The sequence below is a fragment of the Moorena sp. SIOASIH genome, assembly GCF_010671925.1.
GTDB lineage: Bacteria > Cyanobacteriota > Cyanobacteriia > Cyanobacteriales > Coleofasciculaceae > Moorena.
Map to the genome: position 1 here is coordinate 23,454 of NZ_JAAHIH010000007.1, position 15,049 is coordinate 38,502.

22 protein-coding genes and 1 pseudogene are annotated in these 15,049 nt (G+C 42.9%); 8 read left to right on the plus strand and 15 right to left on the minus strand.

Annotated elements, in window-relative coordinates; all coding sequences use genetic code 11:
* Positions 1–800: 800 nt before the first annotated feature.
* The 9 genes from F6J90_RS36255 to F6J90_RS36295 all read right to left on the minus strand — a co-directional run bounded on the left by F6J90_RS36255 (position 801) and on the right by F6J90_RS36295 (position 4,678).
* The gene (locus F6J90_RS36255) at positions 801–992 is read right to left on the minus strand and encodes a DUF2949 domain-containing protein (RefSeq protein ID WP_293105448.1); all 192 of its coding nucleotides are present in this window, start codon (positions 990–992) and stop codon (positions 801–803) included.
* 11 nt (positions 993–1,003) lie between these two features.
* A complete protein-coding gene (locus F6J90_RS36260; RefSeq protein WP_293106422.1) occupies positions 1,004–1,234 on the minus strand; it encodes a hypothetical protein in 231 nt (76 codons plus the stop codon).
* Positions 1,235–1,289: 55 nt separating this feature from the next.
* Positions 1,290–1,496, minus strand: a complete 207-nt coding sequence (locus F6J90_RS36265) for a ssl1498 family light-harvesting-like protein (protein ID WP_366513982.1) — start codon at positions 1,494–1,496, stop codon at positions 1,290–1,292.
* A gap of 89 nt (positions 1,497–1,585) precedes the next feature.
* Positions 1,586–1,816 (minus strand): hypothetical protein, encoded by a 231-nt coding sequence (locus tag F6J90_RS36270; RefSeq protein ID WP_293106422.1) that lies wholly within the window; start codon positions 1,814–1,816, stop codon positions 1,586–1,588.
* Between the two features lie 55 nt (positions 1,817–1,871).
* Entirely contained in the window at positions 1,872–2,078 is a 207-nt protein-coding gene (locus F6J90_RS36275; protein WP_366513982.1) for a ssl1498 family light-harvesting-like protein, read from the minus strand.
* 89 nt (positions 2,079–2,167) lie between these two features.
* Positions 2,168–2,398 (minus strand): hypothetical protein, encoded by a 231-nt coding sequence (locus F6J90_RS36280; protein WP_293106422.1) that lies wholly within the window; start codon positions 2,396–2,398, stop codon positions 2,168–2,170.
* Between the two features lie 55 nt (positions 2,399–2,453).
* Entirely contained in the window at positions 2,454–2,660 is a 207-nt protein-coding gene (locus F6J90_RS36285; RefSeq protein ID WP_366513982.1) for a ssl1498 family light-harvesting-like protein, read from the minus strand.
* 63 nt (positions 2,661–2,723) lie between these two features.
* Positions 2,724–2,930, minus strand: coding sequence for a ssl1498 family light-harvesting-like protein (locus F6J90_RS36290; protein ID WP_366513983.1), 207 nt, complete (start codon positions 2,928–2,930; stop codon positions 2,724–2,726).
* 506 nt (positions 2,931–3,436) lie between these two features.
* Complete coding sequence (locus tag F6J90_RS36295) at positions 3,437–4,678, minus strand: VWA domain-containing protein (protein WP_293105451.1); 1,242 nt, start codon at positions 4,676–4,678, stop codon at positions 3,437–3,439.
* 225 nt (positions 4,679–4,903) lie between these two features.
* Between F6J90_RS36295 and F6J90_RS36300 the strand changes: the two genes are divergently transcribed.
* The 3 genes from F6J90_RS36300 to F6J90_RS36310 all read left to right on the plus strand — a co-directional run bounded on the left by F6J90_RS36300 (position 4,904) and on the right by F6J90_RS36310 (position 7,294).
* A complete protein-coding gene (locus F6J90_RS36300) occupies positions 4,904–5,560 on the plus strand; it encodes an ATP-dependent Clp protease proteolytic subunit (protein WP_293106426.1) in 657 nt (218 codons plus the stop codon).
* A 276-nt stretch (positions 5,561–5,836) separates the two neighbouring features.
* Positions 5,837–6,433: an ATP-dependent Clp protease proteolytic subunit gene (locus F6J90_RS36305; protein ID WP_070393421.1), complete on the plus strand. Its 597-nt coding sequence runs from the start codon at positions 5,837–5,839 to the stop codon at positions 6,431–6,433.
* Positions 6,434–6,670: 237 nt separating this feature from the next.
* Positions 6,671–7,294: a DnaJ domain-containing protein gene (locus tag F6J90_RS36310; protein ID WP_293105454.1), complete on the plus strand. Its 624-nt coding sequence runs from the start codon at positions 6,671–6,673 to the stop codon at positions 7,292–7,294.
* Between the two features lie 2 nt (positions 7,295–7,296).
* On the opposite strand, the gene F6J90_RS36315 is transcribed toward F6J90_RS36310, so the two are convergent.
* Positions 7,297–7,530 carry a hypothetical protein gene (locus tag F6J90_RS36315; RefSeq protein WP_293105456.1) on the minus strand — a complete coding sequence of 78 codons (234 nt, stop codon included), beginning with the start codon at positions 7,528–7,530 and terminating at the stop codon, positions 7,297–7,299.
* A 654-nt stretch (positions 7,531–8,184) separates the two neighbouring features.
* On the opposite strand from F6J90_RS36315, the gene F6J90_RS36320 reads away from it, so the two are divergent.
* The 3 genes and pseudogenes from F6J90_RS36320 to F6J90_RS36330 all read left to right on the plus strand — a co-directional run.
* Entirely contained in the window at positions 8,185–8,769 is a 585-nt protein-coding gene (locus F6J90_RS36320) for an IS607 family transposase (RefSeq protein WP_293105459.1), read from the plus strand.
* A complete protein-coding gene (locus F6J90_RS36325) occupies positions 8,753–9,052 on the plus strand; it encodes a helix-turn-helix domain-containing protein (RefSeq protein WP_293105462.1) in 300 nt (99 codons plus the stop codon). The genes F6J90_RS36320 and F6J90_RS36325 overlap by 17 nt, the downstream gene beginning before the upstream one ends.
* Before the next feature lie 50 nt (positions 9,053–9,102).
* Positions 9,103–9,603: pseudogene (locus tag F6J90_RS36330) on the plus strand (transposase); the annotation flags it as partial.
* Between the two features lie 163 nt (positions 9,604–9,766).
* On the opposite strand, the gene F6J90_RS36335 reads toward F6J90_RS36330, so the two are convergent.
* From F6J90_RS36335 to F6J90_RS36345, 3 genes are all read right to left on the minus strand, one after another.
* Positions 9,767–10,873, minus strand: coding sequence for a T3SS effector HopA1 family protein (locus tag F6J90_RS36335; RefSeq protein ID WP_293105465.1), 1,107 nt, complete (start codon positions 10,871–10,873; stop codon positions 9,767–9,769).
* A 118-nt stretch (positions 10,874–10,991) separates the two neighbouring features.
* A complete protein-coding gene (locus tag F6J90_RS36340; protein WP_293105468.1) occupies positions 10,992–12,173 on the minus strand; it encodes a phosphotransferase in 1,182 nt (393 codons plus the stop codon).
* Between the two features lie 166 nt (positions 12,174–12,339).
* On the minus strand, positions 12,340–12,618 hold the full coding sequence (locus F6J90_RS36345) for a hypothetical protein (RefSeq protein ID WP_293105471.1): 279 nt from the start codon (positions 12,616–12,618) through the stop codon (positions 12,340–12,342).
* Positions 12,619–13,644: 1,026 nt separating this feature from the next.
* On the opposite strand from F6J90_RS36345, the gene F6J90_RS36350 reads away from it, so the two are divergent.
* Positions 13,645–13,782, plus strand: coding sequence for a hypothetical protein (locus F6J90_RS36350; protein ID WP_293105474.1), 138 nt, complete (start codon positions 13,645–13,647; stop codon positions 13,780–13,782).
* On the opposite strand, the gene F6J90_RS36355 is transcribed toward F6J90_RS36350, so the two are convergent.
* Positions 13,779–14,129 carry a hypothetical protein gene (locus F6J90_RS36355; RefSeq protein ID WP_293105477.1) on the minus strand — a complete coding sequence of 117 codons (351 nt, stop codon included), beginning with the start codon at positions 14,127–14,129 and terminating at the stop codon, positions 13,779–13,781. The genes F6J90_RS36350 and F6J90_RS36355 overlap by 4 nt on opposite strands.
* A gap of 422 nt (positions 14,130–14,551) precedes the next feature.
* Positions 14,552–14,722, minus strand: coding sequence for a hypothetical protein (locus tag F6J90_RS36360; protein WP_293105480.1), 171 nt, complete (start codon positions 14,720–14,722; stop codon positions 14,552–14,554).
* 84 nt (positions 14,723–14,806) lie between these two features.
* Here F6J90_RS36360 and F6J90_RS36365 point away from each other — a divergent pair, with 84 nt between their 5' ends.
* A complete protein-coding gene (locus F6J90_RS36365) occupies positions 14,807–15,049 on the plus strand; it encodes a restriction endonuclease (RefSeq protein ID WP_293105483.1) in 243 nt (80 codons plus the stop codon).

Consider the following 15,049-nt stretch of genomic DNA (forward strand, 5'->3'; position numbering starts at 1 on the left):
CAAAGTAGTCTTTGTTTAAAATGCTTTTGTTATACAGGCTGAAAGCCCTTACTTTTAGCCTACCAGGGTACGGTTAAAATTTATACCAATTGTTCAAAGTAGAACTACAGATCCAGATGGGGAGATGGGGAGATCAAATGGGTGCATCTCATATTTGTAAAAAATATCGCAAGTGTGGGGAGTGTGGGGCGGGGGCGCGGGGAGTGTGGGGCGGGGGCGCGGGGAGTGTGGGGAGTGTGGGACCCGGGCGCGGGAATTTTCGCCCGAATTTTTGTCTAATTTCAAAACTGAGATGCACTCGATCAAATTGACGTGTAGCGGTGTCAGTCCTGAGAATTGGTATTAACTTTCAAATTCCAGACTTACTTGATCAGGGTAAACCCATCTTATTTTGAAATGCCTACGATCAGTATTTTTGCTTATTAATTGTGAAATCTTTGGTCAGTAAGGCTTTTAGTATTTAGATGGGCTAGATAAGTATTTTTGCTTATTAATTTTGAAATCTTTTGTGAGTAAGGCTTCTAGAATTTAGATGGGTTTATCATATATATAGTTTAGTTATATTTAACTATATATAAATATTTATAGCGTTTATAAATGAATTGTAAAAAAGGATTACAGTTTTTGACCTTGTCTTAATGCAAAGCGCGAGTGGGGGAAACCTCCGTCAGGCCACTGCATCGCTACCAAAAATCCCTATATAGTTGATTAACTGTTGCCTCTTGCCTCTTGCCTCTTGCCTTTCCCTAAGGGATTCTGTTCACAACTCAACTATAAATGCTATATATCGAGAGATAGATTTAGACGGCTTCCAACCAATCAAAGATTTGATCTAATTGATCTAATGTAATTAGTCCGTATTGCCAAAGAATCATGGGTAAAAAGTTTGGGGTTGGTTCGCCCTGGCGTAGGGCCAGGGCAATGGAAGCCCCAGGAATCTGTAACTCTTCCTGTAACCAGCGAATCAATCTAGTTAGCACTGAAGACTGCATCGACCTCTGGTTTAGGAATTGGGCAGAGAGTTGCTAGCAAAAGCATCCATGGCATAGGCCGGAGTGCGATCGCTATAGTCAGTGTCTTGACCAGTGACGGATTTGGCCAGTTTGTTGAAAGACTCACTACGCCAGTTGCGCTCATGGATGGGCTTGGTTTGCTCACCACGGAAGTAAGCTTGAGTACCGATTACCGCAGCAGCAGTCCAACCAACAATTAACAGTGCAATTACAATAGTCATCATTTTCTCCTTTGTGTTTTTTACGAGCTTTGGGTCAAACAAGTAAGGAATGGTCTTAGCTGATACCGAAGGCAGTCAAAATTAACAAGCTGACTAAGAAGCTAGCTATAGCACCTTGGGAAATATAATTACGCTGCTGTTCTAGTGAAGGGAACTCTGCGTAGTAAATCTCGGTTTCAGGAGCGTAGTTGTTGAGGACTCCGGTTTCATCAACGGTGGTGTACATAGTGGACTTGGTCATGGTGTTAGTGCTGAAAGTCATTTGCTTTTTTTCTCCTTTCGTCTATGTTTTACGAGGTTTGGGTCAAACCCTTAAAGCATTGCTTGATCAGGGTGTCAAATGCTTCAAGATTAGGAATTGGGTAGAGAGTTGCTAGCAAAAGCATCCATGGCATAGGCCGGAGTGCGATCGCTATAGTCAGTGTCTTGACCAGTGACGGATTTGGCCAGTTTGTTGAAAGACTCACTACGCCAGTTGCGCTCATGGATGGGCTTGGTTTGCTCACCACGGAAGTAAGCTTGAGTACCGATTACCGCAGCAGCAGTCCAACCAACAATTAACAGTGCAATTACAATAGTCATCATTTTCTCCTTTGTGTTTTTTACGAGCTTTGGGTCAAACAAGTAAGGAATGGTCTTAGCTGATACCGAAGGCAGTCAAAATTAACAAGCTGACTAAGAAGCTAGCTATAGCACCTTGGGAAATATAATTACGCTGCTGTTCTAGTGAAGGGAACTCTGCGTAGTAAATCTCGGTTTCAGGAGCGTAGTTGTTGAGGACTCCGGTTTCATCAACGGTGGTGTACATAGTGGACTTGGTCATGGTGTTAGTGCTGAAAGTCATTTGCTTTTTTTCTCCTTTCGTCTATGTTTTACGAGGTTTGGGTCAAACCCTTAAAGCATTGCTTGATCAGGGTGTCAAATGCTTCAAGATTAGGAATTGGGTAGAGAGTTGCTAGCAAAAGCATCCATGGCATAGGCCGGAGTGCGATCGCTATAGTCAGTGTCTTGACCAGTGACGGATTTGGCCAGTTTGTTGAAAGACTCACTACGCCAGTTGCGCTCATGGATGGGCTTGGTTTGCTCACCACGGAAGTAAGCTTGAGTACCGATTACCGCAGCAGCAGTCCAACCAACAATTAACAGTGCAATTACAATAGTCATCATTTTCTCCTTTGTGTTTTTTACGAGCTTTGGGTCAAACAAGTAAGGAATGGTCTTAGCTGATACCGAAGGCAGTCAAAATTAACAAGCTGACTAAGAAGCTAGCTATAGCACCTTGGGAAATATAATTACGCTGCTGTTCTAGTGAAGGGAACTCTGCGTAGTAAATCTCGGTTTCAGGAGCGTAGTTGTTGAGGACTCCGGTTTCATCAACGGTGGTGTACATAGTGGACTTGGTCATGGTGTTAGTGCTGAAAGTCATTTGCTTTTTTTCTCCTTTCGTCTATGTTTTACGAGGTTTGGGTCTAACAAGTAAGGAATGGTCTTAGCTGATACCGAAGGCAGTCAAAATTAACAAGCTGACTAACAAGCTAGCTATAGCACCTTGGGAAATATAATTACGCTGCTGTTCTAGTGAAGGGAACTCTGCGTAGTAAATCTTGGTTTCAGGAGCGTAGTTGTTGAGGACTCCGGTTTCATCAACGGTGGTGTACATAGTGGACTTGGTCATGGTGTTAGTGCTGAAAGTCATTTGCTTTTTTTCTCCTTTCGTCTTTCTGTAAACAAATATAACATTTTGTAAATTTTTGTTGCAATAGCTTGACAGGGACTGGCTGTAGGGTTGACCGTACAGGTTCAGGTGTAAAAACCATACAAAAAGGTAAAAAGCCTAAGGTGTGAATAGTAAACAGCAGTAAATAGGCGTAATTAATGCTAATTACGCCTATAAAACCAAATAATGGCTGCTAATCCTTATTTTTAATTGTTTAAATCTAAGTGTTTCAGTCTAAGTGTTTCAGTCTAAGTGTTTAAGTTATTACTTTCGGCATATATCTTTAGGCATAGATGGGATACCCCCAGCCCGATCCTAGTCAGCCTTTATATATATGATGAGGAGTTGATCGGCTGATCCGATGTATAGCAAGATGTGTGGACAGGACTGACTGGGTAAGTCCTGTTGGTATAAGCAAATATTTTGGCAAAGGAGCAAAGGAGGGCAACCATCATGCCCTACCCTTTTATTACTCCTGCAATTGGTCACTCCTGCAACAGAGTCTTAGACACAATTCTGGTTTTCTTACGATCAGCTTCTGAGAGGTCTTCCCCAGTTTGCAAGATCGTAGCATTGGTTTGCAGTACCGTTGCGGCTCCTTTATCCCCCATCTGGATAGCGGTTTTTGCCGCAGTTTGTAACATGGTGGCAGCCCCGACGCGATCGCCCTGCTGTAATTTGGTTTCCGCAATTTGAGTCTGACGATATTTAGCTAAAGCTAGAATATGCTTCTGTACCTCAGGATTGGGAACTGGTTGATAAACCTGCTGGAAATTTGCCTGGACTGGCACGATTTCCGAGAGTAACTCTTGGGCACCACTGGATGGGTCATCATATTTGACTTGTACATGGGCAATGGTTTGACGACCCTCTGGCATTTTACCAACATACAAGTTAGCGAGAATCACCCGTTGTGAATCAGTCATCAAATCTCCCAAACGTACCATAAAGCGATTGCCTTCTGATTGTGCTGGGAGTTCAATCGCATCTGGTTCTACTTGGGCGATGGGTTTGAGTTCTGCTAACCGCACTTTTGGCATTAAATCCAACAACAGATAAGCATTAGTTAAGCCAACAGACTGCATGCGGTTGAACAAACGTGCAAACTCACTCAGGGCTTGCTCTGGTTCTTCAATGTAAGACAAGCTACCAGTAGCAATATCCGAAATTTTTTCCAAAATATCTTGGTTCCAGTTGGCACCGAATCCCAGACTGTTGATGGTCAAGTTATTTTCAGCAGCCAGTTCAGCTAATTTTAAGCAGCTTTCATTATTTCCATGTTCGTTTTCCCCATCAGTGAGGAGAAACACCTGAGATACCGTGTCTTGTTTAGCTTTAATTAATTCTTTAACCCCTAGCTTTAGACCTTCATCAATGGCGGTACCCCCATCAGCCGCAAGTCGGTTAATCTTCCGTTTAATTTGGTCTAGGTTGCCCATCGGTTGATTGCGAACCAGCACTTTTGCTCTGTGGTCAAAGGCCACAATCGAGAGGCGGTCATCCGGTTGCAGGCGCTCAATTAACCCCACTGCTGCTTGCTTGACAGTTTCCAGGGGCTGTCCATGCATGGAGCCACTGTGGTCGAGTACCAGACACAAATTCAACGGTACATTTCGACTGGAGGAAGCAGCGATCGCAGAAATCGCCATGGATAACTGACGCTGACTACTCGGTTGATTAGCATCAATATTAGTATCGTTAAGGGCTGGGTGCAAACCAACTTTCATTTTAGATAGCTCCTCAAGCAGCAAGGGTAATTGATAATCGGTGTAGGGGCATCAGCCAAGATGGGTCGAGCCATTGAGCTGCTTACAATAACCCCATATAAGGCAGTTTTCCCCCATGTTACAGTTTTTACCTTTCGGGGGCTAACCGGCACGAAGAAAATCACGAAGAAAGTATGGCAAGCTACACTGGTTAAAGATAGTGCCATTATTGCAGCCCCAAATATCATGAAACGACCCATCCAGGCTGTTCAATCTACCTACTATGGTAGACCTGCCTACCGCACACCGCCACCAGACTTACCCTCACTGTTGTTAAGTGAGCGGATTGTATATTTGGGTATGCCCTTGGTGAGTGCGGTAACTGAATTAATTATTGCCGAACTGCTGTATTTACAGTACGACGACCCGGACAAGCCAATTAAAATTTACATCAATTCCACCGGCACATCCCGTTACGATGGCCAACCCGTGGGTTTTGAAACCGAAGCTTTTGCCATCTGTGACACCATAAATTACATCAAGCCCCCTATCCACACCATTTGTATTGGTTCAGCCCTCGGGATGGCAGCAATGCTCCTCTCCGCAGGAACTAAAGGCTGTCGGGCAAGTTTACCCAATGCCACTATTGTCCTACATCAGCCCAGGAGTTATGCCCAGGGTCAAGCCACGGATATCCAAATTCGCGCTCAAGAAGTTCTGACCAATAAGAGGACGATGCTGGATATCTTGTCTCGCAATACCGGTCAAGACCAAGAAAAAATTGCCAAAGATATGGATCGGTTCCTTTACATGACACCTCACCAAGCCCAAGAGTATGGTCTGATCGACAGGGTGCTAGAACCTCAAGAGGTTGATAGTCAGATTCCTGCTGGTATTACTTAATTCGTAAGCAATCAGCAATCAGCAATCAGCAATCAGCTATCAGCTATCAGCTATCAGCTTATTCGGATGAGTAAAACCAGCAGGGATTTTCAACCAGCCGTATCAGCGCCCCCGATGCTTGTTTACTACCTCCCGTTGATTAGCATGATAGCTGTTCCCGTAGCGTGCGCGTAGCGCTTAGGCTGACGGCTGATAGCTGATAGCTGATAGCTAACATGAAATTGATCAATCTTTACATGCCCTTTTCCATAATCTATTAATAACTCGGAGCAAATTATGCCAATTGGTGTGCCCAAAGTTCCCTACCAGATGCCAGGCAGTCAGTATACTGAGTGGATTGACATCTACAACCGTCTCTACCGGGAACGGATTATTTTTCTAGGCAAAGAGGTTGATGACGAAATCACCAACCAGATCATTGCGGTAATGCTATATCTCGACTCTGAAGATAATAGCAAAGATATTATCCTCTACATAAACTCTCCTGGTGGTTCAGTCACCGCAGGCATGGCTATTTATGACACCATGCAGCATATCAAATCCGATGTAGTCACCGTTTGTGTTGGTCTAGCTGCTTCCATGGGGTCTTTCCTGCTAGCTGCAGGTAAAAAAGGAAAACGAATAGCTTTGCCTCACTCCAGGATTATGATTCACCAACCCTCTGGGGGAACCCGTGGACAAGCTACGGATATTGAGATTGAAGCTAGAGAAATTTTGCGGATCCGCCATCAACTCAATGAAATCTACGCCCAAAATACTGGTCAAGCCCTAGAGAAAATCGAAAAAGACATGGATCGGGACTTTTTCATGTCAGCTGATGAAGCCAAGGAGTATGGCTTGATTGACCAAGTCATTGACCAGAGAGCACCCTAGAGTATTGCTCTGGTAAATTTGATCAGGACTTACGCTGCCAAGGCGGTTATTAACCCTAATTACACTTTGATTTATAACTAGAAACCCCGTTGTAACCGTCTTGGTAAGTAAGGGCTGTTTGATGATCTGGTGATCAAGTATTATAAAGGGAAAAGTAGTTACATTATTCAGCAGGGTACTCTATATATAGGAAATACATAAGTCTGTCTCAACGCTTATTGATTGCTTATCCCATTGATGAATCTGGCTGATTGTTATCGCTTATTGGGTGTAGGTCCAGGAGCGAAGCAGGTTGAAGTAAAGGAGTCTTATCGGCGTCTGGCACGTCGGTATCATCCTGATATTAACCCTGGAGACAAGCTTGCCCAAGAAAAGTTTATTCGGTTTACGGAGGCTTATAAGCTTCTCCTCACTGCTATTGATGAGTCTGACCGTGAACCAGTCTTAACCTCCGCCACTAGTTTTGGTAATCACAGTAATCAGCCTGGGGACTCACCTCCCCCAACCTCAACTTGGGTCACGCCTAAGCCACCATCCGTTGAGTCCAATCAACCCCTCTCAGCAGTTGAACAACAGCTGAAGTGGGATTCCTATCATCAACTCCAGCAATTGCTTCGGGAGCGACGGTTGATTAGAGCGATCGCATTAGTAGAAGCCTTGGCTCAAAGAATGCCCCAAGACCCAGAAGTGCGTCAGTGGCAAGCGATCGCTTATCAAAGTTGGGGAAGACACTTGCTTAAACAGCACAAGCTCGATCAAGCTAGAAATTATCTCAGAAAAGCCCTCAAGACTGACCCCTACAATAAGTCTCTCTCGGCTGAGATAGAACAGGATTTTCTTGTGATCGAGCAGATGATCTAGCTTTAATAGTATTTATCAATTGGACGAAGTACCTTGTTGTTGAGGGAGTCGGGAGTCGGGAGTCGGGAGTCGGGAGTCGGGAGTCGGGAGTCGGGAGTCGGGAGCGGTGCGACCCCGCACTTTCTCAAAGCTAAGGGTGAACGCGCAAGCCCTGGGAGTTCTGAGCGCCGTAACCCACCTTCTTCAAATTTATTAGACCTCTTGCAAAAGTATTTTTTTGATACTGTTTTCGTCAATTATTGTTACTGTTTTCTGTCTCCTGTCTCCTATCTCCTGACAACTGCCGCGAAGTCTATTGATAACTTTTGTAAAGAGTTATCAATAAATCCTTGACAAAGGGAGAGTTTTCTGAATGTCTAACAGACAGGATCTCGATCGTTTCTCTCTCAAAAATTGTCTTGGGATGCTCTGATGGACTAGAAACTTCCAAATAGCAATAACAGCAAGAGTTTGAGCATTTTGTAAACAGTTATCAAGAAATCCTTGACAAATAAATTATTTCATGAAAACCTAAAGAAGGTGTATCTATAGCTTCTCCATCAAAAATTTTCCTGGGATGCTCTGATCGAATCAAAAGTTCCAAATTTCCAAAAACCAATCACAGCAATGGTTTGAGGAGTTTGTAAACAGTTATCAAGAAATCCTTGACAAATAAATTATTTCGTGAAAACCTAATGAAGGTGTATCTATCGCTTCTCCCTAAAAAATTTTCCTGGGGTGCTCTGATGGACTAAAAAGTCCTAACTAGTAATAACAGCAAGGGATTGAGGAGTTTTTAAAGAATTATCAAGAAATCCTTGATAAAGGGATGGTTTTATGAGGGATTGTGACAGTTACTAAAAGTGTCTATTAATCTTGCAAAATCTACAACTAATTGGTAGATTAAAGCAATGACACTCGTACCACTCCGTAAGGCGGTCGAACTTACGGGACTCTCTAGGAACACATTGAGGAAGTATGCGGACAATGGCACGATCAGATGCGAAAAAACACCAGGCGGCACTAGACTTTTTGATACGGAAAGCTTGCTTAGTCTTGGACGACAATCACGGAGATCAGCAACTATCTGCTACTGTCGGGTCAGTAGTAACAAACAATTTGACGACCTCGCCAGACAAATCGCTTACATGCATTCCCTTTTTCCAGAAGCGGAGATCGTCAAAGACATCGGTTCAGGACTCAACTACAAAAGAAAAGGGCTTCGAGCCATACTGGAACGACTTATGCGCGGAGATCAGCTCACGCTTGTTGTTGCCTGTCGAGACCGACTTACCCGATTCGGGTTTGAACTCATTGAGTACTTGGTCAGTCTCAACGGTGGAAAAATCCTGGTTCTCGAACAGCCTGAAAGTTGTCCAGAATCAGAGCTTACAACAGATCTTCTCTCCATAATTCACGTCTTCTCCTGCCACATCCACGGACTCCGAAAATACGGCCAAAAAATCAAAGAAGATTCGAGTGTTCCTAAACCCTGAACAACGAGCAATGGTTCGTCAGTGGTTTGGAGTGTCCCGTTACGTTTTCAATAAAACCGTCAAGATACTTTGCTCCGTAGGAGCCGCTACGCGAACAGATGGCGAGGTTAAGGCCAACTGGAAAGCCATCAAAACTGGGATATTAAATGACCTACCCGAGTGGTGCAAGACAGTGCCTTATCAAATAAAATCGATAGCGATAAAGGATGCTTGTACCGCCGTCAGGGTCAGAAGTTACCGCAAGGATAGTGGAGCCTTTATAGTTGGCAGGCTATGCAGATAAGGGTTAAAACTTATTGATTAAGGCTCCACTATCCTAAGGTTTCGTCTCCGGAGGCCAAGAAAAAGTACAAAAAAACGGCACAGATTAATCGGGTTAGATTTACGTCTCGTAAGAATCCCGTTCAATCTTGCTATATTCCTAAGTCGGCTGTTTCAACCAAAGGGATTTACCACACAAAATTAGGTGAATTAACTTTTGCTGAGGCACTTCCCGAGAACATTTGTGATTGTCGATTGACTAGCACCAACGGGAATTATTATTTAGTAGTTTCCTACAAGACAACTCAAATAAAAGCCGAAAACCAAGGTAGAGTAGTTGCCTTAGACCCCGGTGTTAGAACCTTTTTGACATTTTTTAGCGAGACTTCTGTTGGCAAAATTGGCCATGGGGACTTTTCTCGGATTCAACGTTTATGCCAACATTTAGACAATCTAATCTCAAAAATCAGTAAAACTAGGGGGAAGCAAAAACGTCGAATGAGGAGAGCTGCCAGGAGGATGGTGATCAAAATCCAGCACTTGGTGAATGAACTCCATCACAAGGCTGCCAGGCAGGGTAAACGCAAGAATCAATCAGGCAGCATTATTATCAATATTGATATAAATATAGCAATCCTAAATCAATTGAGAGAATGTTTGTTCCCTGTTCCCTACTCCCTGCTCCCTGCTCCCTGTTCCCTTTGCTATAGCTGATAGCTAATAGCTTACAAAATCTTTAATAAATATCTTTCGAGTTAGCATTCAAGTAGGGACGCTTCATATCAATTCCAAGCAAAGAAAAGTTGTGGAGGATAAAATTCATCCGACCTTCTGGAGAGTCGTGACCTTGTAGCCAAGCTTCTAGTAACGCATTAGCAACAATTTGGCAGCGATTCATGCCAAAATCTTCTTTAGGCGTAAATTTATAATCAGGTTCTTCTGATAGAGCCAGTCCTGGTAACAGCTGCTTTGTAAACAGAGGCACCCCTTGCATAAAATGGGATTTGTGTTGAGCATAAACAGTCTTAAGGATGGGTTTAACTGTTTTATAATTGCCCTTTTCAAAGCACAGAATCCCTGAATCATAACGCCCGTAGTCAGAAGGATTGTATAGCACCTTAAACGTGAAAGGAATTTTGACTCGGTTCAATCCCTCAGTGATAGTTTTCATAACAGCAACTGCACCTTCAGGACTCAGATTAAAATAGACATTTACTGTCTGGTGGTCACCATCTGAATTACAAGGATTAACTCGACCAGCATTCCCAACCGCTACATAGAATCCGTTTTGAACTAAATTAGGGGGCATCCGGATTGCCACTAAGCTACCTATAGTAGCAGCCCTATCAATCGGTTGTAAATGGAAATCTGGCCTAATGTGCAGAATTAGACCCTTCTTTTCCACAGCTAGACTACCATCACTTTCCTGCCTTAGCACTAACCAGCCTGGATCAAAGTAGCCTTGAGAGTGATTACTTTCACACAATCGCTGGCAAAACTCTAGGTTAAGCCCCCTTACGGTATTGTTCTCCAAATCCTCGTCAACTGCCCAACCATTTGAATTGTGATCCGCTGGAAGAGTAGTTTGATAAGACCCGTTGTAGTAGATACGGTAGAGAAACGTTCGCAGTTGCAGGCTCAGATACCTATTCTGGATCTTTAAGGGTAGTTGCTGAAAACGAGCTACCACTTCATCTGGAAGTTCCAGGGGTTTGTATTCTGGATGAGTAATATAGAAATTAGATTGAATCTGAACGTTGCTAAGAATGTCAGAAAAAACATCCAGCAGTCCAGGTATAGAAGAATCCAGTCGTTGATTTCGTAGAGTATCCAGTAATTGCATAATCAAAACCTTAGGACTTATATGATGTCCGGATAATTACCCTTAATAAAAATCTCCCCATCTCCCCATCTCCCCATCTCCCCACACTTTTATTATCGGTATTCAACCGGACTTGATATTAGGCAGGAATACGGCTAGGACAAGTAAGTTCAGATTCTGTGATGCCAAAAACAATCAGGATTGATTGCTCTGGATGGCATAACAAGGTCTTAGCAACCTGAAGCATACAGATACCTCTGTTGTCAAAGGGTTTGAGGTTATTGATCTTTATATGAATTTTGCGGATCAAGACAAACCCAGCAAATTGCATCGCTCGTCTCAAAAAATTCTGACGTCGCTCAATAATTTCTGGAAAGTGAGCCAAATAAGCTTGAGTTAGAGCAACAAGGCTAGGTTGAATTACCTCAAGGGGAGTTGCGGCTAGACGCAAAGCAGTTTCAACATCGATTGCTGTACTGATCACCAAGCTACTCAGCCAAATTTGTAGATAGCTAGCGATAATGGTTCCTAAATCTAAGCTCGGATCACCCCAAGTGAATTTCTCCCAATCAATTAGTCTAACAATGCTTGTCGCTTCTGGCTTGTTTGTGGAGAGGCATTGCTCCCACTCAAGGTGCAGTAATATGTTTTTCAGTTTTAGGTCATTGTGGATCAGACAGCAAGGGTCCCAAGTTTCGTTAAGTTCTGCGAGGGCTTGCCCTAAACTCTCGTAGCGCTGATAAAGTCTAAAGAATTCCAGAGAATCTTCAGAATAGATCCCAAAAACTTCTGGTTCAATTCGTTCTAACCTTTCAAGAAAGTCAACCTCTTCGTCAATCGGTAGCTGTTTAGAATTAGAGTTCAAGAAATCTTTATATTTCTGACAGTCTAGAGTCGTGCGATGGATTGTGGCTATAGTAGCTCCGATCTGGCTAGCGATATCAGTAGGAAAAACCTGCTCTTTACTATAAAAATAGGCTAAATCACAATAGTCATTAAGATAGTTAAAAACCAGAATTGAGCGACTTGAATCAAAATGAATCGCCTCAGATATTAGTGGGCGAATAGAGCTAAGCTCTGGAAACTCCTGTAAAAACTCATAAAAAAGCCATTCGTACCAAAAATCACCATTAGTTTTCCCTTCATGATCGTGACGCTCTTGCTTAATCAGAAGATAGCGATCCTCAGTCAAACTCACCAGCAAATTAAAGTTTTTACAGGATTTTGCTTCAATCTGGAGCAGAGATTCCTGATTTGCTTCACAAATCCCCTCTTCGAATAGATACTGAAAAACGTTTTGATAGCTTAATAAAAAAGTCATTAAAAACTACGACTTCCAACTAACATGTGATAACTAAACCCAAGATAATCCTAGTTTTATAAGATGGTTCTTTTTAAGAATGTAATGGGCATTTTTAACGAAATTACCCATTACCCATTCCCTTTAACCAGGATGTATTCGTAGCAATTAAAAGCGTAAATAGCGATCAGGTAGTGGTACCAGCACGCTTCTTAAAGAAGTCTGGAGATACTAAGAAAATTTGGTTAATAATAACGTCTTGGTCAACAATTGCAGTACCACCGTCCTTAGCGATCGCGATCCCTTTCAAGTCCACGTCACTACTAATGATAATAGGCTGGCCTGCGCCGCCAAAGTCTTTGGGATCAATAACGGTGGGTTGTCCCTTGTTTTGACCTCCTTCAATCTTGTCGAGCTTATCTTCCGACACATCTGTCATGAAATCCAAATCTTTGATGGAATCCATGAAGCTTTCAGAAGTTTAAAATAGACCGGAACCAGCAGGACGCTGATTATAAATTTCCATCTCATCCATATTGAGTACTCTCCATTTTTAAAAGGTTTAACTTTGGTGAAATTAGCTCTAGAGAATCGATCCAGTAATGACGATTATGGGTAGGCATTAAACATCAGGGCAATCATATATAGCGCTACGCGCAAGGGCAAAAGGCAAAAGGCAAAAGGCAAGAGTTTAATATAACAGCTTTTCAGCTTTTATAAATGTCCTCAGCTTAATGCGTAGTGCTATATATATCGCCCAAAGCTTAGTTATTATTTCTGCAGCCAGTAAAGCAGTTTCCCTAAGCCTACAGGTTTGGTGAAAGGTAAAGTAGACTTTGCCAATCCAGAGTAAAATCCTTCACCTATTCTTCCTGCATCAACTCTCTAGTGCCAAATTCATTGATGGAATGATTGGTTGTTTAAACCAACCTACTTGTATTTAATAAGATAACTATATAAATTCCTGCTGTCTCGCCATTGTGGCCCAAAGGTTTGTTTAAGGTTAACAAGTTTAAGGTTAACAAGTTTAAGGTTAACCGGTTGAAAGTGTAAGTATTTAGCCGTCAGCTATCAGCTATCAGCGGTCAGCGATTAGCGCTACAGATGCTGCTACTTGAGGTGCTAGCAGGCCCTTTAACTCTACGGGGTCGGATGAGTAAAACGAGCAGGGATTTTCAAACAGCCGTACCAGCACCTTAAACTTGTTTACTACCGACCGTTGATTAGCTGACGGCTGACGGCACCTCAAGTAGCATCTCAAGTAGCGCATTAGCTGAATGCTTACTTGAAGGTTAACCGCTTGTTAGCCCTTGGCATCCCTTGTAGGGTAGGTTGAAAGTTATTCACTGTTGAGGGCACAGCGGATCACCGGAACAGCGGATCACCGGAAAAGAGGGTTCACAACTGGAAGATTAGAACCTGCAACCTTTAAATAGTGAGAAATAAAGCCAGGATAATTCTAGTCCTATCAGAGGGTAATTGGTAATTTGGAATGGACAATTGTAAAGCGATGCAGCGCGGTCTTGGGGGTTTCCCCCATGAGCGACTGCATCAAGAACGGAATCACCCATTCCAAATTCCCTTTAACCAGGATGTATTCGTAGCAACTAAAACCGTGAATTGGTATTAGCTAGAGCTACCACCACGCTTCTTAAAGAAGCCTGGAAGTATGATGATAAATTTGTTGAAAATGTTAACGTTTTGGTTAACGATTGCAGTACCACCGTTCTTAGCGATCGCAATCCCTTCCAAGTCCACGTCATTACTAATGATAATAGGCTGGCCTCCGCCGACAAAGCCTTTGGGGTCAACAACGCGGCGGCGTCCGCTGTCGCTGCCTCCTTCAATCTTGTCGAGCTGATCTTCCGACACATCTGTCATGAAGTCCAAATCTTTGATAGAATCCATGAAGCCTTCGGAAGTTGAAAACAGAGCCGAACCAGCAGGACGCTGATTATAAATTTCCATCTCATCCATATTGAGTACTCTCCCTTTTCAAAAGGTTTAATTTGGGTGAAATTAGCTCTAGAGAATCGATCCAGTAATGACCATTATGGTTAGGCATTCAACATCAGGGCAATCATATATAGCGCTACGCGCAAGGGCAAAAGGCAAAAGGCAAAAGGCAAGAGTTTACTATAACAGCTTTTCAGCTTTTATAAATGTCCTCAGCTTAATGCGTAGTGCTATATATATCGCCCAAAGCTTAGTTATTTTTTCCGCAGCCAGTAAAGCAGTTTTCCTTCCCAGTTAGGAAGAGTTTTGTTCCTAAACCCTAGAGGTTTGGTGAAGGGTAAAGTAGACTTTGCCAATCCAGAGTAAAATCCTTCACCTATTCTTACTGGATCAACTCTCTAGTGCCAAATTGATTGATGCAATGATTGGTTGTTTAAACCAACCTAGTTGTATTTAATAAGATAACTATATAAATTCCTGCTGTCTCGCCATTGTGGCGCAAAGGTTTGTTTAAGGTTAACCAGTTGAAGGTTAACAGGTTGAAGGTTAAGCAGTTGAAGGTTAACAAGTTGAAGGTTAATAGGTTGAAGGTTAACCGGTTGAAGGTTCTTCACTGTTGAAGATTAACCAGTTGAAGGTTAACCGGTTGTTTGCCCTTGGCATCCCTTGTAGGGTAGGTTGAAAATTATTCACTGTTGATGCTTCACAACTTGAAGATTAGAACCTGCAACCTGCAACCTCCAACCTCCAACCTTCAACCTTCAACCTTCAACCTCCAACCTTCAACCTCCAACCTTCAACCTTCAACAACCTCCAACCTTCAACCTCCAACCTTCAACCTTCAACCTTCAACCTTCAACCTTCAACCTTCAACCTTCAACCTCCAACCTTCAACCTTCAACAACCTTCAACCTCCAACCTCCAACCTCCAATCCAAATAG